At 69.9% G+C, this 26,597-nt stretch carries 28 protein-coding genes and 1 pseudogene; 10 read left to right on the forward strand and 19 right to left on the reverse strand.

The window, feature by feature from the left end; all coding sequences use genetic code 11:
• The 5 genes from K8V84_RS16655 to K8V84_RS16675 form a co-directional block, all read right to left on the reverse strand.
• The coding region (locus K8V84_RS16655; RefSeq protein WP_304075942.1) for a mandelate racemase/muconate lactonizing enzyme family protein at positions 1-806 on the reverse strand (806 nt) is incomplete at its 3' end.
• Between the two features lie 4 nt (positions 807-810).
• Entirely contained in the window at positions 811-1,716 is a 906-nt protein-coding gene (locus K8V84_RS16660; RefSeq protein WP_304075944.1) for a 5-dehydro-4-deoxyglucarate dehydratase, read from the reverse strand.
• A gap of 55 nt (positions 1,717-1,771) precedes the next feature.
• Positions 1,772-2,671: a sugar phosphate isomerase/epimerase family protein gene (locus K8V84_RS16665; RefSeq protein ID WP_304075946.1), complete on the reverse strand. Its 900-nt coding sequence runs from the start codon at positions 2,669-2,671 to the stop codon at positions 1,772-1,774.
• Positions 2,668-3,828 carry a dihydrodipicolinate synthase family protein gene (locus K8V84_RS16670; RefSeq protein WP_304075947.1) on the reverse strand — a complete coding sequence of 387 codons (1,161 nt, stop codon included), beginning with the start codon at positions 3,826-3,828 and terminating at the stop codon, positions 2,668-2,670. The genes K8V84_RS16665 and K8V84_RS16670 overlap by 4 nt, the downstream gene beginning before the upstream one ends.
• Positions 3,825-4,979 carry a Gfo/Idh/MocA family oxidoreductase gene (locus K8V84_RS16675; RefSeq protein ID WP_304075949.1) on the reverse strand — a complete coding sequence of 385 codons (1,155 nt, stop codon included), beginning with the start codon at positions 4,977-4,979 and terminating at the stop codon, positions 3,825-3,827. The genes K8V84_RS16670 and K8V84_RS16675 overlap by 4 nt, the downstream gene beginning before the upstream one ends.
• A gap of 527 nt (positions 4,980-5,506) precedes the next feature.
• Between K8V84_RS16675 and K8V84_RS16680 the strand changes: the two genes are divergently transcribed.
• On the forward strand, positions 5,507-6,493 hold the full coding sequence (locus K8V84_RS16680; protein ID WP_304075951.1) for a polysaccharide lyase family 1 protein: 987 nt from the start codon (positions 5,507-5,509) through the stop codon (positions 6,491-6,493).
• A 110-nt stretch (positions 6,494-6,603) separates the two neighbouring features.
• Here K8V84_RS16680 and K8V84_RS16685 read toward each other — a convergent pair whose 3' ends face one another.
• The 4 genes from K8V84_RS16685 to K8V84_RS16700 form a co-directional block, all read right to left on the reverse strand.
• Positions 6,604-7,572 carry an exonuclease domain-containing protein gene (locus tag K8V84_RS16685; RefSeq protein ID WP_304075953.1) on the reverse strand — a complete coding sequence of 323 codons (969 nt, stop codon included), beginning with the start codon at positions 7,570-7,572 and terminating at the stop codon, positions 6,604-6,606.
• A 67-nt stretch (positions 7,573-7,639) separates the two neighbouring features.
• Positions 7,640-9,367 (reverse strand): serine/threonine-protein kinase, encoded by a 1,728-nt coding sequence (locus K8V84_RS16690; RefSeq protein ID WP_304075955.1) that lies wholly within the window; start codon positions 9,365-9,367, stop codon positions 7,640-7,642.
• A 289-nt stretch (positions 9,368-9,656) separates the two neighbouring features.
• Positions 9,657-10,550, reverse strand: a complete 894-nt coding sequence (locus tag K8V84_RS16695) for an alpha/beta hydrolase (protein ID WP_304075957.1) — start codon at positions 10,548-10,550, stop codon at positions 9,657-9,659.
• Complete coding sequence (locus K8V84_RS16700) at positions 10,547-11,023, reverse strand: MarR family transcriptional regulator (protein ID WP_304075959.1); 477 nt, start codon at positions 11,021-11,023, stop codon at positions 10,547-10,549. Before K8V84_RS16700 ends, K8V84_RS16695 begins: the two co-directional genes overlap by 4 nt.
• Positions 11,024-11,223: 200 nt before the next feature.
• On the opposite strand from K8V84_RS16700, the gene K8V84_RS16705 reads away from it, so the two are divergent.
• Genes K8V84_RS16705 through K8V84_RS16720 form a run of 4 tightly spaced genes read left to right on the forward strand, consistent with a single transcriptional unit; the run spans position 11,224 to position 14,230 of the window.
• Entirely contained in the window at positions 11,224-12,114 is an 891-nt protein-coding gene (locus K8V84_RS16705) for a metal ABC transporter substrate-binding protein (RefSeq protein ID WP_304075962.1), read from the forward strand.
• Positions 12,115-12,146: 32 nt separating this feature from the next.
• Positions 12,147-12,890: a metal ABC transporter ATP-binding protein gene (locus K8V84_RS16710; protein WP_304075999.1), complete on the forward strand. Its 744-nt coding sequence runs from the start codon at positions 12,147-12,149 to the stop codon at positions 12,888-12,890.
• A complete protein-coding gene (locus tag K8V84_RS16715; RefSeq protein ID WP_304075964.1) occupies positions 12,878-13,753 on the forward strand; it encodes a metal ABC transporter permease in 876 nt (291 codons plus the stop codon). The genes K8V84_RS16710 and K8V84_RS16715 overlap by 13 nt, the downstream gene beginning before the upstream one ends.
• A 57-nt stretch (positions 13,754-13,810) precedes the next feature.
• The gene (locus K8V84_RS16720) at positions 13,811-14,230 is read left to right on the forward strand and encodes a DNA-binding protein (RefSeq protein ID WP_304075966.1); all 420 of its coding nucleotides are present in this window, start codon (positions 13,811-13,813) and stop codon (positions 14,228-14,230) included.
• 95 nt (positions 14,231-14,325) lie between these two features.
• Here the strand turns inward: K8V84_RS16720 and K8V84_RS16725 are convergent, their stop codons facing one another.
• From K8V84_RS16725 to K8V84_RS16735, 3 genes are all read right to left on the reverse strand, one after another.
• Positions 14,326-15,135, reverse strand: coding sequence for a thioesterase family protein (locus K8V84_RS16725; RefSeq protein ID WP_304075968.1), 810 nt, complete (start codon positions 15,133-15,135; stop codon positions 14,326-14,328).
• A gap of 131 nt (positions 15,136-15,266) precedes the next feature.
• The gene (locus K8V84_RS16730; protein WP_304075970.1) at positions 15,267-15,806 is read right to left on the reverse strand and encodes a DUF1062 domain-containing protein; all 540 of its coding nucleotides are present in this window, start codon (positions 15,804-15,806) and stop codon (positions 15,267-15,269) included.
• Positions 15,807-16,623: 817 nt separating this feature from the next.
• Positions 16,624-17,094: a hypothetical protein gene (locus tag K8V84_RS16735; RefSeq protein WP_304075971.1), complete on the reverse strand. Its 471-nt coding sequence runs from the start codon at positions 17,092-17,094 to the stop codon at positions 16,624-16,626.
• 108 nt (positions 17,095-17,202) lie between these two features.
• On the opposite strand from K8V84_RS16735, the pseudogene K8V84_RS16740 reads away from it, so the two are divergent.
• A pseudogene (locus K8V84_RS16740) lies at positions 17,203-17,329 on the forward strand (GNAT family N-acetyltransferase); the annotation flags it as partial.
• 71 nt (positions 17,330-17,400) lie between these two features.
• Here K8V84_RS16740 and K8V84_RS16745 read toward each other — a convergent pair.
• Complete coding sequence (locus K8V84_RS16745; protein WP_304075973.1) at positions 17,401-17,811, reverse strand: DUF2000 domain-containing protein; 411 nt, start codon at positions 17,809-17,811, stop codon at positions 17,401-17,403.
• 109 nt (positions 17,812-17,920) lie between these two features.
• On the opposite strand from K8V84_RS16745, the gene K8V84_RS16750 reads away from it, so the two are divergent.
• Positions 17,921-18,403, forward strand: coding sequence for an Lrp/AsnC family transcriptional regulator (locus K8V84_RS16750; RefSeq protein ID WP_304076001.1), 483 nt, complete (start codon positions 17,921-17,923; stop codon positions 18,401-18,403).
• A gap of 24 nt (positions 18,404-18,427) precedes the next feature.
• On the forward strand, positions 18,428-18,586 hold the full coding sequence (locus K8V84_RS16755) for a hypothetical protein (RefSeq protein ID WP_304075975.1): 159 nt from the start codon (positions 18,428-18,430) through the stop codon (positions 18,584-18,586).
• A 24-nt stretch (positions 18,587-18,610) separates the two neighbouring features.
• Here K8V84_RS16755 and K8V84_RS16760 read toward each other — a convergent pair whose 3' ends face one another.
• Together K8V84_RS16760 and K8V84_RS16765 are read right to left on the reverse strand one after the other, a co-directional pair.
• Positions 18,611-19,588, reverse strand: coding sequence for a GNAT family N-acetyltransferase (locus K8V84_RS16760; protein ID WP_304075977.1), 978 nt, complete (start codon positions 19,586-19,588; stop codon positions 18,611-18,613).
• Positions 19,589-19,718: 130 nt separating this feature from the next.
• The gene (locus K8V84_RS16765; protein WP_304076003.1) at positions 19,719-20,207 is read right to left on the reverse strand and encodes a DUF1772 domain-containing protein; all 489 of its coding nucleotides are present in this window, start codon (positions 20,205-20,207) and stop codon (positions 19,719-19,721) included.
• Between the two features lie 307 nt (positions 20,208-20,514).
• Here K8V84_RS16765 and K8V84_RS16770 point away from each other — a divergent pair, with 307 nt between their 5' ends.
• Entirely contained in the window at positions 20,515-22,116 is a 1,602-nt protein-coding gene (locus tag K8V84_RS16770) for an OmpA family protein (RefSeq protein WP_304075979.1), read from the forward strand.
• An 81-nt stretch (positions 22,117-22,197) separates the two neighbouring features.
• Here the strand turns inward: K8V84_RS16770 and K8V84_RS16775 are convergent, their stop codons facing one another.
• The 4 genes from K8V84_RS16775 to K8V84_RS16790 all read right to left on the reverse strand — a co-directional run bounded on the left by K8V84_RS16775 (position 22,198) and on the right by K8V84_RS16790 (position 24,960).
• Positions 22,198-23,325 carry a hypothetical protein gene (locus K8V84_RS16775; protein WP_304075981.1) on the reverse strand — a complete coding sequence of 376 codons (1,128 nt, stop codon included), beginning with the start codon at positions 23,323-23,325 and terminating at the stop codon, positions 22,198-22,200.
• Between the two features lie 204 nt (positions 23,326-23,529).
• Positions 23,530-24,168 (reverse strand): DsbA family oxidoreductase, encoded by a 639-nt coding sequence (locus K8V84_RS16780; RefSeq protein WP_304075982.1) that lies wholly within the window; start codon positions 24,166-24,168, stop codon positions 23,530-23,532.
• Positions 24,169-24,180: 12 nt separating this feature from the next.
• Positions 24,181-24,339 (reverse strand): hypothetical protein, encoded by a 159-nt coding sequence (locus K8V84_RS16785; protein ID WP_304075984.1) that lies wholly within the window; start codon positions 24,337-24,339, stop codon positions 24,181-24,183.
• A 132-nt stretch (positions 24,340-24,471) separates the two neighbouring features.
• Positions 24,472-24,960, reverse strand: coding sequence for a DUF6194 family protein (locus K8V84_RS16790; protein ID WP_304076005.1), 489 nt, complete (start codon positions 24,958-24,960; stop codon positions 24,472-24,474).
• A 304-nt stretch (positions 24,961-25,264) separates the two neighbouring features.
• On the opposite strand from K8V84_RS16790, the gene K8V84_RS16795 reads away from it, so the two are divergent.
• Complete coding sequence (locus tag K8V84_RS16795; protein WP_304075986.1) at positions 25,265-26,401, forward strand: protein phosphatase; 1,137 nt, start codon at positions 25,265-25,267, stop codon at positions 26,399-26,401.
• Positions 26,402-26,597: the final 196 nt, after the last annotated feature.

Here is a 26,597-nt window from a genome sequence, read left to right on the forward strand (position 1 = left end):
ACCCGCACCACGTTGGGTTGGGCCACGTCGCACACCCCCGCCTCGACGAACCGCTCGAACTCCTCGACGCCGCGCAGGTTCTCCCCCAGGGCGAAGGGCACCGCGGTGCGAGCCCGCAGGCGTTCGTGCGCGGCCAGGTCCTGGGCCGGCAACGGCTCCTCCACGAAGAGCGGATCGTGTTCGGCCAACCGGTCCAGGGCCCGCACGGCGGTGGGCACGTCCCAACGCTGGTTGGCGTCCACCATCAGCGTCCGATCCGGGCCCAACACACCGCGCACCGCGCCGACCCGTTCGACGTCGCGCGTCACCTCGGCCGATCCCACCTTGATCTTGGCTGCCCGATGCCCGGACCCGACCCAGGAACGCACCTGTTCGAGCAGGTCGGTGGAGTCGTAGTCGAGATTGACCCCGCTGCCGTAGGCGGCGACCCGGTCGCGACGCCGACCGAGCAGGTCCACCAGCGACACCCCGGCCGCCTTGGCCTGGACATCCCACAGGGCGATGTCCACCCCGGCCAGGGCCATCAGGGTCAACCCGGTGGTGCCCGCCTCGCGCAGGTGCCACCGCAACTCCTCCCACCGGCACGGGTGGGCGGACCCGCCCACCACCACCGGCGCCAGGTCGGCGTTGACCAAAGACTCCACCGCCCCCGCCCCGATCAGCGGAGTCCAGGAGAACCCGGTGCCCACCACCCCGGCGTCGGTGGCGACCCGCACCACCACGATGTCGTTGCGGTCCACACCGCCGTCCCAGGCCCGCCGTAGCGGCAGACGGAACGCGCGGGCCGCCACCTCGGTGACACGCACTCGCTCAGCCCTTCTCGACCAGGGACAGGCCGGTCTCGATCAAAGCCGACAGCTCGGCCTCCTCCTTCGAGGTCAGGTCGACGAAGGGGGCGCGCACCGCGCCCGCCCGCACCCCGCGCAGCCGGGCCCCGGCCTTGACCAGCGACACCGCGTACCCCGGGGAACGATCGCGCAGCCGCACCAGCGGGTCGTAGAACTGGCTCACCAATCGCCCGGCGAGCGGGTCGGCGGAGTGGAAGGCCTTGTAGAAGGTGTCGGCCACCTCCGGGACGAACGCGAAGGCCGCCGAGGAGTACAGGGGCACACCCACCCCGGAGTAGGCCGCCACGGTCAACTCCGCGGTCGGCAACCCGTTGAAGAACGTGAAGTCCGCACCGCGCACAGAGCGCACCGCCAACACGATCTGATGCATGTTCCCCAGATCACCGACACCGTCCTTGATGCCCACCACCCGCGGTATGGCCGCCAGCTCGGCCGCCGAATCGGGGGAGAACACCATCGAGCCGCGCTGATAGACGATGATGGGGATCTCCACCGCCTCCGACACCGCCCTGACGTACTCCACCAGACCCCGCTGGGGCGCCGAGACCAGGTAGGGCGGCAACAACAAGATGCCGTCCGCGCCCGACGCCAGCGCGGTCCGCGCCTGCTCGATGGCGGTGCCCACGCTGCCGCCGGCACCGGCCACCACCGGGACGGCGCCGTCGACCACCTGGACCGTACGACGCACCACCGCGGCGTGCTCGTCCGCGGACAGGGCGTGGATCTCACCGGTGCCGCAGGCGGTGAACACCCCACCGGCCCCATGGGCCACACCCGAGGCCACGTGCTCGGCGAGCACCTCCTGGTTCACCGCTCCGGCGTCGTCGAAGGGTGTGAGGGGAAAGAACAGGATCCCGTCGAAGTTCATGCGCGCTTCTCCTTGTCACGAGGGCGCCGCCCCTGGCGGCGGGGTCGGATGTGTTTCACAGGACGTACTGGACGTGGCGGCGGGCCATGGTCGCGATGACGTCGTCACCGTCGGCGGCCCAAACGTCGGCGTTGAACACCTCCCACTCGACGTCGCCCTCGTAACCGGCGGCGCGTACCGCCCGATACAGGGAACGAACGTCGATGTGGCCATCGCCGACCATGCCCCGTCCCAACAGCGGGTCGGCGGGCAGGGGCAGGACCCAGTCGCACACCTGGAAGGAGGCGATGCGCCCACGCGGCCCCGCCCAGGCGATGTGCTCGTACACCGCCGGGTCCCACCACACGTGGTAGGTGTCCACCACCACGCCCACCTGTTCGGCGGGGAAGGGTTCCGCCCACTCCAGGGCCTGCCCCAGGGTGGACAGCACCGCGCGGTCGGCGCAGAACATCGGATGCAGGGGCTCCAACCCCAGCCGCACACCGCGTTCGGCGGCGTAGGGCGCCAGCACCCGCAGGGCCTCGGCCACCCGTTCCCGGGCGCCGGCCAGGTCGCGGTCGCCTTCGGGGAGACCGCCCACCACCATGACCAGGACGGGGGCACCCAGTTCGGCGGCCTCGTCCAGCGCTCGACGGTTGTCGTCCAGCGCCGCCGCGGGGTCGGGATCGGTGAGGAACCCGCCCCGGCAGTAGGTGGACACCCGCAGACCCGAGTCGCGCAGCAGACGCGCGGACGCCGCGAGCCCGGCCTCGGCGACCTGTTCGCGCCAGGGGCCGATGGCGGGCACGCCGGCGCGCAGGCAGCCGTCCACCGCCTGACGCAGGCTCCAGTACTTGGTGGTGGCCTGGTTGAGGGAGAGCCGCGACAGGACCGCGTCGCCCGGGGCCGGGGTGGGCACCGCGGCCTTGAGCCCGGAGGGCACGTCCACGTCGGTGGCCTGGGGGACGATGGTCATCGGTCCACCCCCGAAACGCGCAGCAGCGAACCCATGCGCTCCATCGCCAGGTCGGGGTCGTTGAGCGCCCCGGCCCGATCCGCCAGGCGCAGGATCTGCGCCAGGTGGGGCAGCGAACGCGCGCTGTGCAGCCCACCCACCATGTGGAAGCCCTTCTGGTGGCCGTTGAGCCAGGCCAGGAAGGTGATCCCGGTCTTGTAGTAGAAGGTGGGCGCGGAGAACAGGTGCCGGGCCAGGGGCACGGTGGCGTCCATCAGCTCTCGGTAGCGGGCCGTGTCGCCGCCGTCCAGCGCCGCCAGGGCACGGCCGGCCACCGGGGCGATGGCGGCGAAGACACCCAGCAGGGCGTCGGAGTGACCGTGCTCGTCGCCCTGGATCAGCTCGGGGTAGTGGAAGTCGTCGCCGGTGTACAGGCGCACCCCTTCGGGGAGCAGCCGGCGCAGGCGCACCTCCAGGTCGGCGTCGAGCAGGGACACCTTGATGCCCTCCACGCTCGCGGCGTGGTCGGCGATCAGCTCGGCCACCGGTTCGATCGCCTCGGCCGGATCGCGGTACCCCCAGTAGCCGGCCAGGGCCGGGTCGAAGGCCTCACCGAGCCAGTGCAGGATCACCGGACGCTCGGCCCGCTCCAACAGTGAGGCGTAGACCTTGGTGTAGTCGTCGGGAGCCTGGGCCACCGCGGCCAGTGCGCGCGAGGCCATCAGCACGGGAGCGGCCCCGGCGTCCTGGACGGTGTCGAGTTGTTCGACATACGCCTGGACAACGCTTTCCAAAGACCGTCGAGAAGGCCCCGGTTGGTCGGTGCCCACCCCGCAGGCCAGGGCGGCTCCGCGACCGGCGGCCTCGGCGCCCGAGCGACGGATCAACTCGGCGGTGGCGGGCCAGTCCAGTCCCATGCCGCGCTGGGCGGTGTCCATCGCGTCGGCCACGCCCAGGCCCTGGTCCCACAGGTGGTGTCGAAAGGCCAGGGTGGCGTCCCAGTCCAGACGGGCCGGCTCTCCGGGCGCGTTGACGGCGGTGGGGTCGGCGACCACATGGGCGGCGGCGTAGGCCACACGGGTACGCGCGGGGGACAGGGCAGTGGTCTCGGCGCGGGGGCCGGTGGGGGTGAAGGGGGCGGTGCCGCCTTCGGGGGAGGGCAGCATCAGTTCGGTCATCGGGTCGTCACCTCGCTCAGCTCGACGGTGCGCCCGGTACGGGCCGAGTCCAGCCCCGCCTCGGCCATCTGGATGCCGCGCGCCCCGGAGAGCAGGTCGTGGGGGAAGTCGGTGCCCAGAACCACGTGTGCCAGGAAGGCCTCCCACTGGGCCCGGAAACCGTTGGGGAAGTCGGTGTTGTCGGGGACCCGCTCCCACTGGTCGCGGTAGCCTCCCGCGTCGACGGCGTCGGGGTCCCAGGTCGCCTTGGGGGTGGTGGAACGGTGCTGGACGCGGCAGTGGCGCAGACCCGCCACTGCACTGCCGTGGGTGCCGTCCACCTGGAACTCCACCAGCTCGTCACGGTCCACCCGCACGCTCCAGGAGGAGTTGATCTGGGCGATGGTGCCGTCGGTGAGTTCGAAGATGCCGTAGGCGGCGTCGTCGGCGGTGGCCTCGTAGGCCCGGCCCTGCTCGTCCCAGCGACGGGGGATGTGGGTGGCGGTGCGGGCGGTGACGGTGCGCACCGGGGAGAACAGGTGCTCCAGGACGTAGTGCCAGTGCGGGAACATGTCCAGTACGATGCCGCCTCCCTCCTCGGCCCGGTAGTTCCAGCTGGGCCGCTGTCCGGGCTGCCAGTCGCCCTCGAAGACCCAGTAACCGAACTCGCCGCGGATGGAAAGAATCTTTCCGAAGAAACCGCTGTCCACGAGCCTGCGGAGCTTGAGCAGGCCGGGCAGGAAGAGCTTGTCCTGGACCACGCCGTTGCGCACCCCCGCCTGCTCGGCGAGCTTGGCCAGCTCCAGGGAGGCCTCCAGGGTGTCGGCGGTGGGCTTTTCGACGTAGACGTGCTTGCCCGCGGCGATGGCCGAACGCACCGCCGCCTCACGCGCGTGGGTGATCTGGGCGTCGAAGTAGATCGAGACGCCGTCGTCGGCCAGCACCGCGTCCAGGTCGGTGGACCAGCGTTCGATGTCGTGTCGCCGGGCGATCTCGCGCAGCTTCTGCTCGGAACGTCCCACCAGCACCGGTTCGGGGATGACCCGGGTGCCGTCGGGCAGCTCCAGGCCACCGGCGTCGCGGATCGCCAGGACCGAACGGGTCAGGTGCTGCCGATAGCCCATTCGACCGGTGACGCCGTTCATCGCGACGCCCAGCACGTGGTCTGCCATGGGTTGTTACCACCTCTCTTTGAAAGCGCTTTCCAAAGCGTACGGCAAACACGACGATCACACCAGACCCACCCCGAGCGGGGGAGGGTCCACCGATCCGCCGACGGGCGACCGCACGAGCGGCCGGAACGCACCCCACGCGACATCCCACGAGCAGCACCTCTACGGGGTGGGGCGGGAGATGTCGGCGAGCAAACGCTTGCCAATAATCTCCGAGTGTGATCGACCCTCCACGAATGTGCGCATGCTGGGGGCGCGTGGAAACATCACCCTGACGAACCCGCTTCGACCTGCCATGACATGAGGAAAGAGCGGTCGCGAGCGAATCTTTCACGTTGCCGGCATTGACTTGACTGTAATGGGATCGTAGCTTCTTGTGCACGGAAAGCGTTTGCACGAATACGGGGCACACTCCCGTTCGGCGCACGGGCCCACTCCCGAGACGCCATCGACCGCACACCGTTTCCGTTCAGGGGCGTCCCGCGCTTCCCACCCCCCGATTCCGAAGGAAACCCATCATGCGATCCGTGACCGACAAACCCCGCACCCCCATACGCACCGTCCTGCTGGCCACCAGCGCGGCCGGGGCGCTCGCGCTCGGCCTGCTCGCCGTCACCGACGACCCCGGCTCCACCGTCCACGCCGACCTGGTCAACGCCGCCCAGGAGGCCCCTTCCGGATGGGCCGGTGAGAACGGCGGCACCACCGGCGGTGAGGGCGGCGACGTCGTCACCGTCTCCGACGCCGACGGGCTGCTCTCGGCCCTGTCGAACTCCGGTCCCCAGGTCGTCCAGATCGATGGCTCCATCGAGCTGTCCGGCATGAACGACGTGCCCGCCGACACCACCGTCATCGGACTGGACGGCGCCCAGATCACCGGCGGTGGCCTGGACGTGGACGGTGTGTCCAACGTGATCATCCGTAACATCGCCTTCTCCGGCTGGGACGACGACGCCGTCAACGTCCAGGAGGGCAGCACCAACGTGTGGATCGATCACAACAGCTTCACCAACGGCTACGACGGTGCCGTGGACGTCAAGCGTGAGTCGGACTTCGTGACCATCTCCTGGAACCACTTCTTCGACCACGACAAGACGTCCCTGGTCGGGCACTCCGACGACCACACCGAAGACATCGGGCACCTGCGGGTGACCTACCACCACAACTACTTCGACGGCACCGACACCCGTCATCCCCGGGTGCGCTTCGGCAACCCGGTGCACGTGTACAACAACTACTACCGCGACAACGACGAGTACGGCGTGGCCTCCACCATGGGTGGCGGCGTGCTCGTTGAGGGCAACTACTTCGAGGACGTGGACAACCCCACCCACACCGGTTACGCCGATTCCGACGTCGGTGCCGTGGAGGAGAGCGGCAACGTCTTCGACGGCTCCGGCGAGCCCGAGACCGGAGGTGGGACCGTGGAGTCGGTCCCCTACTCCTACAGCCTGGACCCGGCCGAGGACGTGCCCTCCATCGTCGGCGAGGGTGCCGGCCCCGGCAACCTGTGACCCGCGGGTAAGCCCCTGAGGGCCGTCGTCCCACCCCGGAGTTCAAGGTCGGTGGGGCGGCGGCCCTTGCGATGTGCGCTTCGAGCAGGTGGGCCGGCGCCCGGTGCGTCTCAGGCCGAGGCCATGCCCAGACGGGCCATCAGCTCCGAGCCGGTGATGATGTCGATGCGCTGGCCCTTGGCGATGTAGGTCTCCGCCTGACGGTGCTTGGAGGTCTTGCCTCCGTGGTCGCTGTCACCGACCACCAGCACGTCGGTCTTCTTGGTGACGTTCTTGGCGGGGTGTCCACCGGCCTCGGCGATGCGCTTCCACACCTCGGGCTTGTCCATGCCGTGCAGGTCACCGGACACGCACACCGTGCGCCCGAACAGCGGGCCGGCCGGGTCGGCGTCGGGGGAGGGCTCGGGCAGCGGGGACTGCGCGGCCCGCTGCCAACGACCGAACCGGTCCTCGGTGGACGCCGCGCGCACCGTCGCCGGGGCGATGGGTGCGGGCAACGGGGTGGCGGCGACCGCTTCGGCCCGGCGCAACGGCATCCGAGAGGCCCGTGCCAGTTCCGGCAGTGAGGTGGTGCCGTAGTTGCGCATGGCGGCGATCATGATGTGGGCGGCCGCCTCGGCGTCGGCGTCGGCCTGGTGGTGCCGGGTGATCTCGTGGCCGATGTGCGCGCACACCGTGGGCAGACGGTGGTCGGGCAACTCCCAGGTGCGTCGGGACAGGGCCAGGGTGCAGGCGTAGTCCAGGGCGGGAAGCTCCTGGCCGGTGTGGGAGCAGGCCTGACGCAGCGCACCCATGTCGAAGGCGGCGTTGTGCGCCACCAGTGCCCCGCCTTGGGCGAACTCCAGGATCCGGTCGCGCACGCTGTGCCAGGTGGGCGCCCCGACCACGTCCGCGGCGGTGATGCCGTGCACCGCGGTGTTGTGCCGGGAGAAGTACGAGACCTGCTCCGGTGGGCGGATCAGGGTGCTGTAGCGGTCCACGACCCGGCCCTGGTCGACGCGCACCAGACCCACCGCGCAGACACTGCCGCGGTCGGCGTTGGCGGTCTCGAAGTCGATCGCGGTCCAGGTGTGGGTCACCCCGGCCCCTCCTTCTGCGCTCAGGGACGAACGCATCGAGGGTACCGCCGCACGCCCACCGCCGTGGTCACAACGGATCGAAGGAGGTGATGGCGTTCTCCCGCAGGTCGCCCTGCCGGGTCCAGCGGCTCTCCTCGGCGGCGAACAGCACCGTGTAGTAGTCACCGCTGGTCACCGTGATGTTGCGGGCCAGCAGGTGCCGGGACACTCCGTTCTGGGACCAGACGAACTCCCAGTCGGCGGCCGAGTGGAAGTCGGTGACGTCGGTGACGTCCTCCACCCGGACCCGCTCATAACCGGGGAAGCGTTCGGCGCCGCCGGAGACGTCCTCTTGGTCGAGCACGTGTTGGTACTGGTCGTCGGTGGGGTGGGTGGTGCTGTCCACCTGCAGGTAGGAGTTGTCGGTGTGGGAGTCGTAGAAGACGCTGTCGCCCTCGACCCGGCGGACCCAACCGTCGGGAACGAGTATCGAGAAGCCCTCGGGGTCCTGGGTCCAGGTCATGCCCGGGGCGGTGGGGTCGCCTTCCGCGTCGGTCTCCACCACGGGGGTGGAGGGCGAGGCCTGGGGCTCCTCGGCCTGGGTGGGTTCGTCGTCGGCCTCCTCCTCGGAGGTGTCGGTACCGGCCGAGACGATGTCCTGCTCGCTCCAGGGGTTGAACACGACCAGGGAGGCGGCCACCACCAGGGACGCCAGTCCCAGGGTGAGCACGACCACCGGCCAGGACAGGCGACGCGGGCTCTGTGGGGCAACGGGCATGGTTCCCGCGCCGGCCACCGGGGTGGTGGGGGTCGAAAAGGGCGGGCCCGCCTGTTGGTGCCCCACCCGCGGCGGGGGCGGCCCATAGGGTTGCGGCGGTCTGGTGCCCGTGGGCGGGGTGCCCGGGGGGAGCATGGCGGTGGCGGGTGCGCCCGCACCGAGCGCGGCCGTGCCGGCCTGAGGGCCGGTGGCGGGTCGTGGTCCGTTGTCGCCACCGTGTTCGGCCCCCTGTGCCGCGGCCTCCAGCAGGGCCCGGCAGCCGGCCTCGTCCAACCGTCGGGCGGGGTCCTTGACCAGCATTCCCTGGATCGCCCGGCCCAGCGGCCCGGGCAGGACTCCGGGAGGTTCGGAGTTGAGCACCGCGTGCAGTGTGGCCGGGATGCCCTCGCGTTGGAAGGGGGAGACGCCGGTGGCGGCCTGGTAGAGGGTGGCTCCCAGCGACCACAGGTCACCGGCGGGGCTGGCCGGGGACGAGGCCAGGCGTTCGGGGGCCAGGTAGGCCGGTGAGCCCATCACCCCGGCGGTCTGGGTGACCGCGGCGGTGTCGGCGATCGTGGCGATGCCGAAGTCGGTCAGGACCACCCGTCCGGAGTCGGTGACCATGACGTTCTCGGGTTTGACGTCGCGGTGGGTGATGCCCTGGGCGTGGGCCGTGCCCAACGCGTCGAGCAGGGACAATCCCCAGGTGGCGGTGTGCTCGGGGCCCAGCGGGCCCTGGTCGCGCACGATCCGGTGCAGGGATTCCCCTTCCAGGAACTCCATGACGATCCAGGGTCGGCCGTCGTCCTCGAGGATGTCGTGGACGGTCACGATGTTGGGGTGCTGGCCCATGGCGGTGGCCTGGGCCTCACGGCGGGCCCTGGCGGCCATGCGGGTGCGGTCGTCCTCGTCCAGCCCGGGGCCCAGGAGGATCTCCTTGACGGCCACGGTGCGGTTGAGTCGTGTGTCGTGGGCCTTCCACACCCGCCCCATGCCGCCCCGGCCGACCTCTGCACGCAGTTCGTAGCGTTCATACAGCGTGCGCTGGGAATCGGCCACCGGTTACTCCTGACGGGGGTTGTGGGGCGTGGGGCCCGAGGGGAAGGGAAGGGGTCGCGCGGGGGCGCGGCGCGGTGGAAAGGTCCAGTTTACGGATTATCGGCCCTGCCTTGCCCAACGATCCCATGAGCCCCTGGCCTCCCGTGGGCACCGGACCTCACGAACCGGGTGCGATCGGGTCCCCTACGGGGGCGGAGGGGGCCGGCCTCGTGCTGCGCCGGAGGCGGCGCTGGGAGGCGTGGATGTCATCATCCCTGCGAGGGCCGGGTGTGAGCGGCCGAGAGCTCCCTCACACCCGGCATGGCCGGTCCGGCTCGGTGAGGAACTCGCGTACCAGGCGGCCGACCCACTCGGGGGATTGGCGGTTGGCCCAGTGTCCCTGACCGGCGAGCAGTTCGACGCGGGCTCCGGGGACCGCGCGGGCGGCGGCGATGGTGGTGGCGGGTTTGACGCCGACGTCCTTCGCGCCGGCGATGAACAGGGCGGGGCAGCGGATCTCGCCCAGGCGTGGGCGCAGGTCCACGTTCATGCGCCAGGGGCCGATGGAGGTGTTCTGCCAGTCCGAGGAACCGGCCCCGTTGGCCTCGATCTCGGCCATGACCTCGTCGATGACCTGTTCCTGGTCGGGTGCGGGGCCGGCGAACAACATCTTGCGGACGAAGAGATCGACCTTGCGCCGATCGCCGACCATCAGGCCGGGCAGCGTGGTGTTGAGCAGTCGGCTCTTGGCGGTGAGCCACAGGAGTTGGTGGTGGACGGGGGCGAAGGAGAGCACACCGCCGGGGTTGATGGCCACGATGCGTTCCACCCGCTCAGGGTGTTCGATGGCGGTGTCCAGGGTCATCGCCCCGCCCTGGGACATGCCCACCACGCTGACCCGATCCACGTCGTAGTGGTCCAGGACCGCCGTGACGCAGCGGCGCAGGGCGGCGTGGTGGGCGGTCCCGTCCCAGTCACGGCTGTGTCCCTGCTTGGGCCAGTCGGGGGCGATGACCCGGTGGTCGCGGGCCAGGTCGGGGATGAGGTGGCACCAGCTCAGGGTGGCGCTGTCCGCCCCGCCCCCGCTCAGTAAAAGCACCGGTGGGGCGTGTTCGGGGCCCTCGACGATGACGCTCAGGCGCCCCTCGGGCATGTCGATGTGGTCACGGTGGAAGTCACGGGTCTTCGGGCCGGTCTCGCTCATGAGGTGTCCTCCTGCTGTCGGTCCCGCCAGCGGTCGAGCAGGGCGGGTAGTTCGGTCTCCAGGAACCCGTAGAGCTCGTGCACGTTCTCCAGGCGTTCGCGTCGCTGCGGTGAGGCGTCCTGCAGCGCGGCGAGCCCGCGTTCGGTGACGCGACGAAAGTCCGTGGTCTGTGCGTAGCGGCGTTGGAGCATGCGGCTCCAGCCGTCGGCGGCGATACGGAAGTACTCCTGGCGGTGGCCGCGTTTGCGCACCCCCTCCACGAGCCCGCTGGGGGTGAGCATCCGGGTGGCGCTGCTGATGGAGCTGCGGCTGACCTGGAGCACCTCCGCCAGGCGCGCGGCGCTCTGTTCGGGCGGGTCGCAGACCAACAGCCAGCCGATGACGCGTCCGGCGATCAGCGGCATGCCTTCGCGTTCGAAGAAGACCGCGAGGTCGTCGACGAAGGCGAGTTCGGCTTCGGTGGGTTCACTCATGGCCTTCACAGTACAGTCGTTGCAGTTGTGACTGCAATGACTGTACTGACTGCATGAATCGCGACCACCTCGGGCGTCGTGGAACGGTCGCGCCCCACATCGAAAAGTCGACAGCGACATGTGTGGGTTCGTCTCGACTGTGGTAAAAGTTAGGCGTGCCGAACATTAGAGATGGGCTGCCCTCAAAGACCTGGTTGGTCATGGTTTGTGCCCTCATCCCCACTCTCACCCTGACCGCCTGCACCTCCTCCAACGGGCAGGCCTCCAACGACGGACGCCCCCTGGTCCTGACCACCTTCACCGTTCTGGCCGACATGACCGAGAACATCGCCGCCGACCGCGTACGCGTGGCCTCCCTGACCCGCCCCGGAGCCGAGATCCACGGCTACGAACCCACCCCCGACGACCTCGTCCGCGGCCAGGACGCCGACCTCATCCTGGAGAACGGCCTGGGCCTGGAGGCCTGGTTCGCCCAGTTCACCGAACGCGTCGAGGCGCCCACCGCCGTGCTCACCGAGGACGTCGAGACCATCCCCATCTCCTCCGGCGACCACCAGGGCGAACCCAACCCCCACGCCTGGATGTCACCCGCCAACGCCCTGACCTACGTCGACAACATCCAGGCCGCCCTGACCGAACTCGACCCCGAGGGCGCCGACGACTTCGCCCGAGCCGCCCAGGACTACAAGGACCAGATCCGCGAGGTCTCCACCTACCTGGACAGCGAACTGGCCGAGGTACCCGACAACGCCCGCGCCCTGGTCACCTGTGAGGGCGCCTTCTCCTACCTGGCCCGCGACGCCGACCTGACCGAGCGGTATTTGTGGCCGGTCAACGCCGAACGCGAAGGCACCCCCCAACAGATCGCCGCCGTGGCCGACTTCGTCCGCGACAACGACGTGCCCACCGTCTTCTGCGAGAGCACCGTCAACGACGGCGCCCAACAGTCGGTGATCCGCGAGACCGGCGCACGAATGGGACGGACCCTCTACGTCGACTCCCTCTCGGAGGCCGACGGCCCCGTCCCCACCTACCTGGACCTGCTGCGCCACGACGCCGAGGCCATCGTCGAGGGACTGACCACCACATGAGCCGTCCACCCGCACAAGGCAAGGAGGAGGCCGTGACCGCCGCCATCGAGGTCGAGGGCGCCACCGTCCGCTACGGCGACGTCCTGGCCCTGGACGACGTGAGCGTGTTCCTGCGACCAGGACGGGTCTGCGGCCTGCTCGGTATGAACGGCTCGGGCAAGTCCACCCTGTTCAAGACCGTGCTCGGCCTGGTCGCACCCGACCGCGGCCGCGTGCGCATCCTCGGCATGAAGAGCGCCACCGCCCGCCGCAAAGGACTGGTCGGCTACGTCCCCCAGTCCGAACAGGTCGACTGGGCCTTCCCCGTCCGGGTCCGCGACGTGGTCATGATGGGCCGCTACGGCCACATGGGACGCCGGCGCCGTCCGCGCCCCGCCGACCGTGAGGCCGTCGACCACGCCCTGGCCCGCACCGACCTGACCGACCTGGCCGACCGCCAGATCGGCGCGCTCTCCGGCGGCCAGCGCAAACGCGCCTTCGTCGCCCGCGCCATCGCCCAGGACGCCGACGTGCTGCTGTTGGACGAGCCCTTCGCCGGGGTGGACAAACGCTCCGAGGCCACCATCACCGAACTGCTCCTCCAGTTGCGCCGAGCCGGACACACCCTGCTGGTGTCCACCCACGACCTGTCCCAGGTGCCCGCCCTGTGCGACGAGGCCCTCCTGCTGCAGGGCCGGGTCATCGCCCACGGCTCACCCGAACAGGTACTCGAACCGGACGTCCTGCTGGAGGCGTTCGGCATCCAGGCCACGGAGGGGGCCACATGGACACGATGACCGCGCTCGTGGAGTGGTTCACGGTGCCGATGCAGTTCGAGTTCGTCCAACGCGCCCTGCTGGTCAGCGTGGTCGCCGGGCTGGTGTGCGCCGTCCTGTCCTGCTGGATGACCCTGGTGGGCTGGTCCCTGATGGGTGACGCGGTCTCCCACGCCGTCCTGCCCGGGGTGGTGCTCTCCTACATGTTGGGGCTGCCCTTCGCACTGGGGGCCCTGGCCTTCGGCGCCGGTTCGGTGGCGTTGATCGGGGTGGTCAACCGCACCTCCCGGGTCAAGGAGGACGCCGTCATCGGGGTGGTCTTCACCGCCCTGTTCGCCCTGGGGCTGGTCCTGGTCTCCCGGGTGCCCAGTCAGACCGACCTGAGCCACATCCTCTTCGGCAACGTCCTGGGGGTCTCCGACACCGACATCCTCCAGGTGCTGGTCCTGGCCGCGGTGGTGTTGGCGGTGGTCTGGTACAAGCACCGCGACCTGACCATGTACGCCTTCGACCCGGTCCACGCCCACGCCATCGGCGTCAACCCGCGCCTGCTGGAGACCCTGCTGCTCGGCCTGTTGTCGGTGACCGTGGTGGTGGCGTTGCAGGCGGTGGGCATCGTCCTGGTCGTGGCCATGGTGATCATCCCCGGCGCGACCGCCTACCTGCTCACCGACCGCTTCGAGCGGATGCTGCTCATCGCCATGGCGGTGTCGGTCACGGCCGCGGTGGTGGGGGTCTTCACCAGCTTCCACCTGAACGTGTCCACCGGCGGGTGCATCGTGCTCGCCCAAGCCGCCCTGTTCACCCTGGCCTACCTGTTCTCCCCCCGCCAGGGAGTGCTCTGGCGGGGCCGCACCGCACGAGCCCTGCGCGGTCGCACGTGAACAATCCGCTTTGAACAATCTGTTGACAACAAATAAATGTCAACGCATAGTTGAACCATGAGCGCAGAACAGCATCCCTTCAGCCGACCCGACCCCGAACAGGCCCGCCGCGCCCGCGCCCACGAGGCCCTCTTCCGCATCACCGAACGCCACGCCAGTGGAGCGGCCCGAGCCCTGTGGCAGGAGCGTCGCCTGCCCATGTCCGCCCACGAGGCCATCCGACGCGTGTCCGATCTGGCCGCCGGCAGCGTCGTCCCCGAGGAGGGCGCCCCGGACGTGGACGAGGCCGACCTGGCCGCGGCCCTCACCCTGGTGCCACTGGCCCGCGCCGAGTTCGATCAGATGGAGGTCGGTCTGCTCACCATGGCCAAGGGGCGCGGAATGACCTGGCAGGAACTGGCCTACGGACTGGGCCTGGGCACCGCCCAGGCCGCCCGCCAACGCCACGAACGCCTCCGGTCCCGCACTGAACACTGACCTCACCCGGGTCCCACCACGAACGGGCGGGGTCCGCCCCCGATGCTGGCGGGAGCGGGCCCCGAGCGGCGCCCGTCATCACACGCGGGCGGCCCTCAGATCAGCATGGCCAACTGGCGGGCCTGGGCGACCAGGGCCCCCTGGCTGTCCCAGATCTCCATGTCCTCCTCGTGCAGGCCATGGGAGAGGTGCTTGGTGAACACCCGGCAGGCCAGCCAGCCCGAAGCCGGTCGGGCGCGCACGTGGGTGCTCAGCTCCACGGTGATCGTGCCGAACTCGCCGATCTCCAGCACCGCCGGGACCGCGAAGTCCACCATGGCGGGCAGGGAGTGCGTGTCGGCGTCGCGGCCGTCGGCGAAGCGCATCCAGAACTCGACCTCGGGGCGACCGTCCTTCTCACCGTCCAGCCAGGCGGGGCGCTTCGGGTAGCGGTACTCCACGCGCCGGGCGATCGTGACGCCCTCCACCTCGCCGGAGAACTCACCCGGCACCTGGCACTCCTCGGGGGCCGGCAGCTCCGGTGGGCCCTGCAGGTGCAGCTCGCGGCCCTCCACGCTCAGGTCACCGTAGGTGGCGGTGGCGCGCAGGATCTCCTTGCCGCCCTGCTCGACCACGACGGCGCCGGTGGCCGTGCGGCGCCCCTCGCGGATGGTCTCGGTGCGCAGACTCACCGGCCCGGGGGCGGCGGGGCGCAGGTAGAAGGCGGAGACCGCCAAGGGGTCGGGTTGGGCGAGGGTCTGTCCCAGGGCGTTGAGGGCGGTGCCCAGGACGTAGCCGCCGTTGGGGTGTGAGGTGAAGGTGGTCCACCCGTCGGTGAGGGTGGCGGTGAACCCGCCATCGGCGTTCTTGTCGACACGGGTGTCCCGGTCGAACTCGTACTCGTCGGCGGGGTGATCTTGGCTCATGCACACATGTTACCGGCGAGTAGCTTTGCTGACCACAACAACCAGAATCCTATTCGGTCATCCGGTGGTGGCTCCATTCCCATGGAACCACCACCGGACACGGTGTGTTCACCCCTCGAACACGCCCCCGGTCAGCCCCGGGGCATCAGGACGAAGGTGAACCCGGCGATCGTCGAACGACGCAACGAGGCGTCGCACTTGACCCGAGACCGCACTTCGTTGCGGCTCAGCCCCAGCCCTTGGGCGATGAGCCGATCACGGCGCACCGGCACCGGATCCTGAAAGCGGACCTGGATTCGGACCGGCCACGTTTCATCGAACCCGGCCTGTGGGACCTCCAACCGCCAGGCCCCCTTCCAGTCCAGGGCGAACCGGTGGCGCCGGGCCATGAACGGATCCAACAGCCAGGACGCCACCAGCGCCGGATCGTTGGCGAGGTAGCCGTCGAGCAGTGCCGGATCGAAGGACCCGACCGCCGCCCGCTCGTGCACGGTCAGCTTGCTCGTGTGATCACACGCAAGACAGCGGACCAACAGCCACACGTCCAGCAGCTTGCCATTGGCGTTGACACGGAACCTGCCCTGGCCGGTGGTGAACGACCCGGCCCGACAATCCGGACACCGCGTCGACAGCAGTGGCAACCGGGTACGACGAACCACCCAGGGCAGCACGATATGAGGTTGAGAAGACACAGCACTCTCTAGACCTGACACGAGGCCGATTACGCGCGGCCTCGAACGCTGATTCACCGGGCGCGCGAGGGCGACCCGGCAGAGCCGACGCCAGGGTCGGCTTCAAGACGAGCGAAAGATGTCAGGTCTGAAGGGCAGGCGGGGTCACGTGGCGCCGTCTCCTCCGTTGTCCTCACGACGGTGGGTTTTCACGAGCAACATACAAAGGCACACGAGCAACACACAAAGGGTTTTTGCACCGAACGACCCGTGAGGGGCTCGACCGCGGGATCGAGCCCCTCACGCTGTGGGAACACCTGACCGGAATCGGGGGTGCACGGACCTTCGCCCGGGGCCGTGACACCCGGCTGACGTATCTGTCCGCAGGGTCGGCGCGGCATCGTCCACCTGGGCGCACACCCTGACCACAGCGCCCACACCCGAACGCGCCGACGCCCTGCACACCGCGTTGCAGGCCCTGGGCCCGGCTTCCCACGCCGTCCCCGAAGCCCTCGCCACCGTGCTCGACCTCGCACAGGTGCGGGGCCGGCCACCCTGGCCTACCTGCGCGAAGGCGACTTCCGGCCCGTTCCCGCGCCCACCGTCACACGGATACCCGCCCAAAACCCGGCCGTTGGGGCACTGTTGGGCCGGACCGGAGGAAACGGGGAGAGTGATCCGGCCGCCCTGTCCCACCCCCTGTTCGTCCACCTGGAGCAGGGCCGAGCCCTAGCCGAAGGACGTGGCCCACCCGCCGGTGCTCACCGCCCCGACCACAGGGTCCGCGGTCCGGCCACACGGGCGGCCTGAGCCGCGTTCAGCCCTCGCGGCGCCGGGTCCCGTCGTTGTACCGGGTGCCGATGATGCCCCCCTGGGCCTGGGAACCGTGCACGTCGATGTGGTCTCCGTCGTACTTGTGCACGCCACCACGCACTTCCCGGGCCTGGATCACGAAGCCGCCACCGGAGATGTCACGGGCGGTGTTGATGATGGTGTCCCCACCCCGTTGGGGCGCCACCTCGTCCAGCAGGGCGCGCAGCTCGGTCGCGGCCCGGGGGTCCTCGCGCAACAGGCGACGCAGCCGGGTCTTCCATTCCTGCTGCACGTCGTCCAGGAGCGTGGGGTCATCCTCCAGGTCCGCGCGGGAACGCTCCAGCTCGCCCAGGGCCTCCTGCCTCTTGGTCGCATCACCCTTGAACAGGCGGGTGACCCAGGCCTGCACCACCGTCCAGCCGCCCTTGACCATCTCCTGCGTCAGGACCTTGGCGCCCTCTTCGAACAACTCCACCGCGTCATCCTCCACCGTTGTCACAAGGACCCTCACCGACCCGGAAAGCCCTACGGATAAGACACGGTAGCCCCTCGAGTGGTTCCGCACCGGGCGGGAAAAGGCACGGCGCATGGGGAGAACCTCGCCCTGGTGCCGGGGCACGCCGACCACCACCCCGGGTACGGGTTCGCCCCGGCCTCCGGGTTCGGCGCGCGCCCCCTTCGAGGTGCCCGACGCGGCCATGGCGGCCCTGCCCCGGACGTCTTCGGCGTCTGATCCGCCACGCGGCCCCGCCCCGAAAGAAGGGGCGGGGCCGCCTTGGTCTCACCGGGCCAAAGAGAGCTTCCCGGTCAGCTTGTCGACGTCCTTCCTCGGCCCGAACACGGCCAGGCCCACATACTCCATGTCGTCCGGTTCGGTCACCGCCAACGCGTCCAGGTACTCCACGTGGGTGCGTGAGCGGCGTGCCACCTCGTTGAACCCCACCACGGTCGGGTCGCGTTCGTCGGCCAGCGCCTTGAACCGGCGCAGCTGCAAGCCACCGGCGACCAGGGTCGGGACAGGGTGCGGGTTGATACCGGCATGCACCTGGCCGCCCGCGTCCTTACCGTCAACGACCAGGGAGTTCTCCAGCCGTGCTCCCATCGCGAGTCCGAGTACCACCGCGGCGTTGGCGGCCACCGCCGGGTCCAGCCCCTCACGTAGCACGACGACCGGTTTCGTGGACAGACCCATGGCACCTCTTCGTTCATACGTCGCGTGTACACCGGGAAAACCAGCCAGACGGGAGGGTCGATCGGGTTGCATCCGAACACTGTTCGCGAGGGTGGTCGAGGTTGCGATCATGGACGAACCAGATTCGGCGATCGTCGCCGAACTCCAACAGGATGCACGGCGGACCAACCGTTGCCTGGCCCACAAACTCGGTGTGGCGCCCTCCACCGGTCTGGAGCGGGTGCGCCTGCTGCACCGGCGCGGGGTCATCCGCGGGTACCACGCCGATATCGACCCGGGTGCGCTCAACCGCGAAGTGGAGGCGTTCGTTTCGGTGGAACTGCGCCCGCCCAGCCGACGCGCCATTGAGGGCTTCAAGTCCGCCATGTTCGCGCTGCCCGAGGTCCTGTCCGTGTACGTGGTCGCGGGGGAGCAGGACTTCCTGGTGCACGTGTCCGTTCCCGACCTGGACTCGTTGCACAGCCTCCTCATCGACCGCCTCACCGAACGACGCGAAGTGGCCTCCTTCCGACGCCAGATCATCTACGACGGCGTGCGCAAGCAGGTGGCCGCGGCGTTGGGGAACCCGACTGAGGCCGATAACGTCGGATAGGCGACACTGAGCGAAAGAGGGAACATGAGCAGCAAATACGGGCAGAGCACGGGTCTGATCCTGGGAGTGGCCCTGGGCCTGTCCTTCGGCCTGCTCTTCGACAACATGGCCCTGGGCATCGTCTTCGGTGTGGCGTTCGCGCTGTGCTTCGGCGCCTTCGGGTCCAAGAAGAACCAGGGCTGACCCCGGCCCCGGCCACTCGTGCCCTCAGCCCACGAGCAGACTCTCCTCCACCAGCAATCGCTCGGCCACCCGCTTGTACATCAACGACCGGTTGACCGCCAACATCGCCGCGTTCTCCTGGTTGATGGTCACCGCCAGCGCCTGCACATGCGGAAACAGATCATGCACCCGCAACGCCTGGGTGGCCTTGACCCGACTGGCCAACTTCCGACGGCGATGGGCCGGCATCACCGCGGTGTCGTGCTGATCGGCCACCACCCCACCGGTGACCGTGCACACGGTGGCCGCCACCACCTGATCCGACATCCGATCCAGCGCCGCGCCCACCACCAGTCGTGAACCGTCCTCGGTGATCTTGCGCTCCCACTCGCGCACCTGCGCCGGCCCCCAGGGACGGGCCCTCATCTGCAGGGCCGCTCCCGGCGCGTCCAACAGGTGGCCCATCACCCGCCCGAACGAACGCACCAACCCGTCGGGGGCGGGCCCCTCCCAGTGGGTGAGCCGGTAACCGCGCGCCGGGGTGGCCGCCAACGACCAACAGCGCCGCAGCGTGGCCTCGTCCAGGTACTGCTTTTGCAACTCCAATCGCAACAGGGTGCGCAGGTAGGGGCTGGCCCGGGCGAAGGGCTCACCCGGCTCACCGGCGAGCACGGTGCTCTGGATCCGCTCCATGCCCAGCGCCCGAGCCCGCTCGACCACCGTCTCGCGCAGCTCACGCCCCATACCCTTACGGCGGGCCGCGGGGGCCACGAACAATCGTAGGAACCCGATCCGCTCATCATGGGGTTGTCGTCGCAGCTCGGCCACCCCCAGCACCGGTTCCGCCGCCGACAGGCGCGCCGCCCACCTCCATCCCTGACCGGCCCGCCGCGAGCGCAACCGCACCGCCAGGTCCTCGGCCCGAGGCGCCCCGCCCGACAGCTCACTCTGCCCGGCGGTGAGGATCGCCGTCCAGGCGGCAAGATCGGGGTGTGGGGCCGTGACGGGATCGAAGATTTCCACGAGTGGACTCACCCCGACACCGTTTCACAACCCCGCCCGCCCTGTCCCCTCCCTCCGCCGGGGCGTGCCGCCCCACCACCTGGACCACACGGGGGTTTCGGCCCGCCCTGGCGATGGTCGAAGTCCTCTCTCAGTGCAGGGAGAGCCCCACCACGCAGCACACCAGAGCGGCCACCCCCATCAGGGCGCGCACATGGTTCCACCGCACCCACACCGATTCGAAGGCGGCCCGCGCCGCCGCCATGTCCGCCGCCTCGGAGGTGGCCCTCACCGCGTCCAAGGCGTTGTTGCGCGGAACGTTCACCGTGAAGGTGATGGCCACCGTCACCACCAACGCCACCAGTCCCACCCCCGTCCAGACCGCCGAGGGGTGCGCGCCGGCCGCGAGGAAAAGCGCCGCCGACCCCAGTACCGCCACCGGCGCACCCACGAACACCAGCGCGAACAGCGGGTTGAGGATGGCGGAGTTGATGCGCTGCATCGACTCCACCATCGCCCGGTCCTCCACCCTCGCCAGCCCGGGCATCACCGCCATCGAAAAACTCAGGAACAACCCCGCGAACAGGCCCGTCAACACCACCGCCAGCACCGGAACGAACCCGAACACCACCTGTGTCACATCCACACGCCCACTCTCCCTCGCCGGGGCCGGCCCCACCCGGGGCGAACCACCCCACAACATCGAAGCACCTCCCCGTCCGGCGCGCTACGGCTCACCACCACCGTCCACCCCCGGGTTGCGGCCGAAGCCGGTCACCCTCCCCACCCGATACCGGGCCTTCGGTGTCGGCCCCGACCCACCACCGGCCGGGTCCGCCTTTCCCACCGACCGAACCAGAACCGCCTCCCAAGCGTCTGAGCAGCAAAGCGATCCAAAACCCCCGGCCCTCCCCAGTGGCCGAAGAACGCACAAGGAGCCCCCGCACATGTCCCAACGAGCCCTCGGCGCGATCGGCGCGGCTCTGGCACTGAGCCTGGCCCTCAGCTCCTGTGGACTGGTCCGCGACCTCACCGGCGGTGAGACCGAGCCCCCGACGGAGGAGAACTCCGAACAGGCACGGGAGAGCCCCGCAGCGGAGCTGCCCTACACCCGCCAGGGCCGCATGTTCGTCGAAGACGGCAACGACGTCGCCTTCGAGGTCGTCATCAACGCGCTCGAGTCCAACGGCGAGTACATGATGATCGACGTCACCCACAACATCCTCGAACCCCTGCCGGGCACCGTCACCAGCACCGTGGCCCCCATCCGCATGGTCGACCCGCTCTCCGGCGAGGTCCTGCGGGTGTTGAACAACGAAGAGCACGGCGAGAACTACGGCACCTACTTCGTGGAGGGCGACCCCTTCCTGCCCACCCACGAGGGCCTGCCCCTACCCATGCGCCGCTACTTCCCCGCCCCCGGCGAGGACGTGGAGACCCTCACCTTCACCGGCTCCGGACTGGGTTACGTCCCCGGGGTCCCCGTCACCTACGTCGACGAGTTCACCGAGGCCCCCGAACCCAACGTCTACGACCACATCGACCCCGACACCTGGGAACAGGGCGAGCTGCCCGACGAGATCTTCTACCCCGAGGACGTACCCGAACCGGGCCTGGACGTGGACCCCTACCGCCAGTCCATGGAGAGCTTCGTCGACAGCCCCATCGCCTCCACCACCCGCGCCGGTGACAAGGAGACCATCGCCCTGCACTCGGACAACATGTTCGAGGTCGACCAGGCCGACCCCACCGACGAGGCGGCCGAGACCATCCGCCAGACCGCGGCCTCCCTGCGCGAGAACCTGGCGGAGGGCACCGAGATCACCGTCATCGGCCACACCGACTCCACCGGCTCCGACGGCCACAACCAGACCCTGTCCGAGCAGCGGGCCGAGGCCGCCCGCGAACTCATCGAAGAGGAACTGGGGGAGGGCTTCACCTTCAGCACCGAAGGCCGCGGCGCCGACGAACTCCTCGCCGAGGAGGGCGAGGACGACGACGAGGAGGCCCGCGCCCGCAACCGCCGCGTGGAGTTCTTCTACGAGGTGCCCATGGACGCCACCGACAGCGAGGACACCGAGGGCCTGGACGCCGCCCAACGGCACGTGGCCGACCCGGCCCCGTACTTCGATGAGATGGACGTGCACACCACCGTCTCCCACAACGACATCGACCTGAACGTCTACCCGCTGGTGCGCGACGGCGCCTACCTGTTCCAGGTGGTGGGGTTCCAAAACTCCACCCTGAGCGACCTGGAAGCGGACCTGGACGGGGACGAGGCACGCCTGCCGGGCAGCCCCGCCCAGTACGCCGAGGGCACCATGGGCGGTTTCCGTCTGGAGGAGACCGACTCCGGGTTGATCCGCTACGTGATCCGCATCAGCACCGACGAGGACGAGTACGAGGACTTCGCCGACGAGATCCACACCCTCAGCCCCGGCGAGGAGTACCTGGCCCTGGCGGTCTTTCCCGCCCCCTCCGCCGAGGTCACCGAAATGACCCTGTACGCGGGCGCCTTCGGTGAGGTCCCCCGGATCCCGATCCAGTAGGGACCCCCGACCACGAACCGGTGCCCCGCCTTCCCGCACAGGGGCGGGGCACCGGCCCCTCAAGGAGGGGACCACCGCCCGTCAACGCACCCCTTCCCCGGCCGGGTCGGCCACCGGCACCGGCCAGGCTTCCGGCAGCCCCCTCCCGCACACCCCGCACTCGACGCGTCGACGCACCGCGTAGGCGGCCGTGGCCACCCCCAGCGCCGCACCCCACAGGCCCATGGACACGAACACCACCGAGTGCACGTTCAACGCGGACCCGGGCAGGGTCACCACCTGTAGCAGGGCACCGCGCCCGATCGCCACCAGGGCGATGGCCACCACAGTGGCCGGCAACACCGCCAAGGGCACCGGAACCCGCCGACCGGCCAGACCCACCATCCACCGGGGGAAGCGCACACCCCACCCCTGGACCAGGCCCAGCATGAGCACCGCCCCGACCACCCCGGCCGAGCCCAACCCCACCCCGACCAGGACGCTCTGGGGGTCGGACATGAGGGCCTGGGCGTCCTGCGGGCTCATCCCGACCACGACCCCGAACAGCCACGGCAGCCGCAACGCCGGATAGAGCAGGGCCGTCACGCACGCCACCGCCACCGCGCCCCGGCCCACCCGCAGCGCCCGCGCCCTGGTCCTTCGTTCCACGTGCGTGTTCCAGCCATGGCCGCGCCCGCACCGAACACAGCGGGCGTTGACCGAACGCCGGTGTCGCAGAGCCAGGACCACCCAGATCCCCACACCCAGGACGAAGAAGAGCATGGTCAGGTGGACCGGGTCCAAGGTGAGGGTCAGCCAGGTCGCGGCCAGGCCCGGCACCACCCAACCCACCACCGGCATGATCATGCAATAGCCCAACCAGGCCAGCATCTGCCCGTCGACGAACAGCGCCAGCGTCGTGGCGGCCATGCTCCAGGCGCCGACCTCCACCGGGCGACCCCAGCGGGAGTGCGGGGCCCACGTGGCCAGGGAGAGCAGCACTCCCACCACGGCCAGGGTCAGGGCGCACACCGTGGCAGCCAGGGGACCGGCCACCACGAACACCGACCCGAACCCCTTCTCGGTGGGCACGGTCAGCGGCAGCGCGCCACAGGCCCAGCCGATGCCCATTGCCGACAGGGCCGTGGACCAGGCCAGGGCCGCCCAGGACACCACCCGCCGGTGGGGCGCGAACGTCGCGATCTCGGGTGGATCGGTGGGAGAGGTCATGACGGACTCCTCGGCTCGAAGGACTGTGGTTCCAGCCTGCTCACCCGGGCCGGTGAGCACCTCCCCGACAAGGACGGTTCGACCTCCCCCACGGGAGGGGGAGCACCCGCCATCGTTCGGGGGAGACCTTCGAACACGACGAAGGGGGCCGGCGCCCCGTTGTGGGCACCGCCCCCCTTTCACGACCCGAGGGGAACCCCTCGATCAGCCCTTCTGGGCGTGGGCCTTCTCCAGCGCCGCGCTGAAGACCTCCAGCGGCTGAGCGCCGGAGATGCCCAAAGCCCGGTCCAGCACGAAGAAGGGCACACCCGTGGCACCCAGACGACGGGCGTCGTCGATGTCGGCGCGCACCTGGTCGGCGTATTCGTCGCCCTCCAGCACGGTGCGGGCCCGCTCGGTTTCCAGACCGATCTCGCCGGCCAACTCCACCAGGGTGTCCACGTCGTTGAGCACGCGCCCCTGTACCAGTTGGGCGTTCATCAGCCGCTCGTGCGCCGCATCGCCCAGACCGTGTTCACGGGCCAGGTGGGTCAGTCGGTGGGCGTCGAAGGTGTTGACCATGACCCCGCCGGCGAAGTCATAGCGCAACCCCTCCTGGGCGGCGACCTGCTGGACCTGCTCGGTCATGGCCTGGACCTGCTCGCGTGGGGCGTTCATCTTCTTGGCCAGGGAGTCATAGACCGGCTCGCTCACCCCCTGGGGGAAGGTGGGGTCCAGCTGGAAGCTACGCCAGAGGACCTCGACCTCGTCGGCGTGCTCGAAGTCCGCCAACGCCCGTTCCAGACGACGCTTGCCGATGTAGCACCAAGGGCAGACGATGTCGGACCACACTTCGATTCTCAATGTCATCCCCGCTCAGAAACAGATCCCGTCCGAGCACACGGGCGCGTCCTCGGAACCCAACGTCACCAGACCCTCGACCGAAGGCAGGGCCCGTGCCCGCTCCTGGTCTTCGGGGGCCGGTTCGACCGGCCCCCGCTCATCCTGTTCGGGCTCGCCATCGTCCAATTCCAAGGCCCCTTCCCGGTCGATGAGCGCCGACTTCGACGATGCCGGACCGACCGCCGCGACACACGCTCGATTCTGCGATCACAACACCGAGCAGAGCCGGTTGCTTCCCGCTGCTCACCCCATTTGTAACTTTTCCTAGGGTACCTGCCCTGTGGTTCGCGCCTGGTGGCGCGCCGCCGCCCGACGCCAGGCCGCACCCACCAGTTCACGCAACCGGTCACCGGTACGCGGGCCCGGGCACAGCACCGACACCCACCCCTGCACGGCGTAGAGCGGATGCGGCAACAACCGATCCAACTCGGTGAAGTCGACGTCGGCGCCGGCCGCGGCGTGCTCTGCGGGGGAGTGGCCCACCACCTCGGTGAACAGGGCCCCTCCCACCGCGACGTTGACCCGGAACACCCCTTCCCGGCCCAGGTCGGAGGCGGTGTCGAAACCCGGGTGGTCCTTGGTCACCACCGTCACGAACGGCTGGAATCCCCGCCCGCTCACCCGACCACCGGGTTCGTAGGTGAGGAAGGTGTCGCCCCAGGCCACCTCGGGCGCCCCACTGTCCTTACCCGCCCGATCCACCCGCACCGACCCCAGACCGGCCACCAGCGCGATGATCTCCTCTTCGTCCATCAGCACACCCCTACCTCACGGGCACAGGGCCGACCCGGATGTCCGCCCCACTCCTACCTTCGAGTGTGTCATTGAACCGCTTCGTGAGACCTGACAGCGTAACCCCCCTTGCCAGCAGAAAGCAGAGAAGGACAACCCTCAAATCACCTCATCCGCCCTCCATGCCCCGAGAACCCGCTTCGCGCACCGAGACCGCGCCGCCGTGGACCACCACCCATGGCCACAACCGGCAACCTCCGATCGAGCACCCCGCCCCGGGGCACACACCCCAAGGGACCGGCCCACCCCTGAAGCGAGGACGACCATGCCCCCACACCCCGACCCCAAGCGCGATTACCGACACCCCGAACCCGACCGTGCGGCCGGCGCCCTCCTGGGCCCACTGGTCGCGGCCGCCCTGATGGGCGCCCCACCCACCACCGACCCGACCCTGACCCACCTGATCCACACCGCCCTGCAGGACGCACTCACCACCGCCGCCCCCGCAGACCTTCCCCAAGACCCCACCGCCCGCGCCTGGGCCCACACCCTGCGCACCCTGGTACGCACCGGGCAAAGGCCCGCCCGCCCCGAAGCCCTGGAACACACCCCCGACCAGGACCCCCACGGCATCTCCTGGCAGGCCCTGAGCCGCACCCCGCTCCCAGCACACGACCCCGCCCGCGGCGCCTTCGCCTGCGCCCACCTGGTCGACGCCATCGGGGCCGCCCACCGCACCGGCGGCGACACCGCCGCCCTGTACACCGGAGCCCTGGCCGGAGCCCGCTGGGGCGCCTCGGCCCTACCCCTGCAAGCGCTGCGCCGCCTCAGCGAACACACCGACCCCCACACCCTGATCACCACCGCCCTACAGGCGATCACCACCCGCTCCGACCCCGCCCAATGGCCACACGCACCCCTGACCCGAGAGGACCGCCAACGCTTCACCCCCTTCGCCGTCCCCCACCCCCTGGACCCCCACGTACTACTGGGCAACCTGGCCCACCTACGCCACCACCCCACCGCGACCGACGCCGTGGTCTCCCTGTGCCGCACCCACCCCCACGACGCACCCCACCTGCCCGGACCCGACTGGGTACGCGTATGGCTGCACGATTCCCCCGGCGCCAACCCCAACCTGCACTACACCCTGGACCAGGCCGCCGCGGCCGTGGCCACCCTGCGCGCCGAAGGAAAAAGCGTCCTGCTGCACTGCTGGGCCGGAGCCTCCCGCACCCCCGCGGTGGCCGCCCGCTACGCCATCACCGCCCTGGGCGCACCACCCCTGCCCACCATGACCACCCTCATCACCGCCGTGGGCGGACACCTGGACAACCCCACCCTGTCCCAGGCCGTGGCCCACCTCAGCGGCATCGACCTGCCCGACCCCGCCCACACCCTCTTCGACGGACACCCGCCCCAACGACGCCCCGACCTGCGCACCGACACCACCCACCCCTGAAAAACCCCACCTCACACCACCCGCACCCCACCGGATCCCCCGGCCCACACCGGTGAGAAGTTCCACAAACCTCCCCTTTCCGGTACCGTTACCCTCGCGTTACTCCTAAGCTCTGCGCTCAGACCCCGTGCAACGCCATTGACACCGGCGGTCCCCACTCCGCCCCGTGCCGCCCCCGTCCCCGGGGGCCCACGCA

Origin of the sequence: Nocardiopsis listeri, assembly GCF_020741345.1 — a bacterium.
In the GTDB taxonomy this organism is placed as follows: domain Bacteria; phylum Actinomycetota; class Actinomycetes; order Streptosporangiales; family Streptosporangiaceae; genus Nocardiopsis; species Nocardiopsis listeri_A.

What these genes read in the sequence shown, in the direction of transcription:
- K8V84_RS16745 (WP_304075973.1), bottom strand. Translation starts at nt 17,811, where the DNA reads ATGGGTCTGTCCACGAAACCGGTCGTCGTGCTACGTGAGGGGCTGGAC.
- K8V84_RS16700 (WP_304075959.1), bottom strand. Translation starts at nt 11,023, where the DNA reads ATGAGTGAACCCACCGAAGCCGAACTCGCCTTCGTCGACGACCTCGCG.
- K8V84_RS16750 (WP_304076001.1), top strand. Translation starts at nt 17,921, where the DNA reads ATGGACGAACCAGATTCGGCGATCGTCGCCGAACTCCAACAGGATGCA.
- K8V84_RS16775 (WP_304075981.1), bottom strand. Translation starts at nt 23,325, where the DNA reads ATGACCTCTCCCACCGATCCACCCGAGATCGCGACGTTCGCGCCCCAC.
- K8V84_RS16715 (WP_304075964.1), top strand. Translation starts at nt 12,878, where the DNA reads ATGGACACGATGACCGCGCTCGTGGAGTGGTTCACGGTGCCGATGCAG.
- K8V84_RS16675 (WP_304075949.1), bottom strand. Translation starts at nt 4,979, where the DNA reads ATGGCAGACCACGTGCTGGGCGTCGCGATGAACGGCGTCACCGGTCGA.
- K8V84_RS16755 (WP_304075975.1), top strand. Translation starts at nt 18,428, where the DNA reads ATGAGCAGCAAATACGGGCAGAGCACGGGTCTGATCCTGGGAGTGGCC.
- K8V84_RS16705 (WP_304075962.1), top strand. Translation starts at nt 11,224, where the DNA reads ATGGTTTGTGCCCTCATCCCCACTCTCACCCTGACCGCCTGCACCTCC.
- K8V84_RS16790 (WP_304076005.1), bottom strand. Translation starts at nt 24,960, where the DNA reads ATGGACGAAGAGGAGATCATCGCGCTGGTGGCCGGTCTGGGGTCGGTG.
- K8V84_RS16670 (WP_304075947.1), bottom strand. Translation starts at nt 3,828, where the DNA reads ATGACCGAACTGATGCTGCCCTCCCCCGAAGGCGGCACCGCCCCCTTC.
- K8V84_RS16660 (WP_304075944.1), bottom strand. Translation starts at nt 1,716, where the DNA reads ATGAACTTCGACGGGATCCTGTTCTTTCCCCTCACACCCTTCGACGAC.
- K8V84_RS16695 (WP_304075957.1), bottom strand. Translation starts at nt 10,550, where the DNA reads ATGAGCGAGACCGGCCCGAAGACCCGTGACTTCCACCGTGACCACATC.
- K8V84_RS16725 (WP_304075968.1), bottom strand. Translation starts at nt 15,135, where the DNA reads ATGAGCCAAGATCACCCCGCCGACGAGTACGAGTTCGACCGGGACACC.
- K8V84_RS16770 (WP_304075979.1), top strand. Translation starts at nt 20,515, where the DNA reads ATGTCCCAACGAGCCCTCGGCGCGATCGGCGCGGCTCTGGCACTGAGC.
- K8V84_RS16665 (WP_304075946.1), bottom strand. Translation starts at nt 2,671, where the DNA reads ATGACCATCGTCCCCCAGGCCACCGACGTGGACGTGCCCTCCGGGCTC.
- K8V84_RS16795 (WP_304075986.1), top strand. Translation starts at nt 25,265, where the DNA reads ATGCCCCCACACCCCGACCCCAAGCGCGATTACCGACACCCCGAACCC.
- K8V84_RS16720 (WP_304075966.1), top strand. Translation starts at nt 13,811, where the DNA reads ATGAGCGCAGAACAGCATCCCTTCAGCCGACCCGACCCCGAACAGGCC.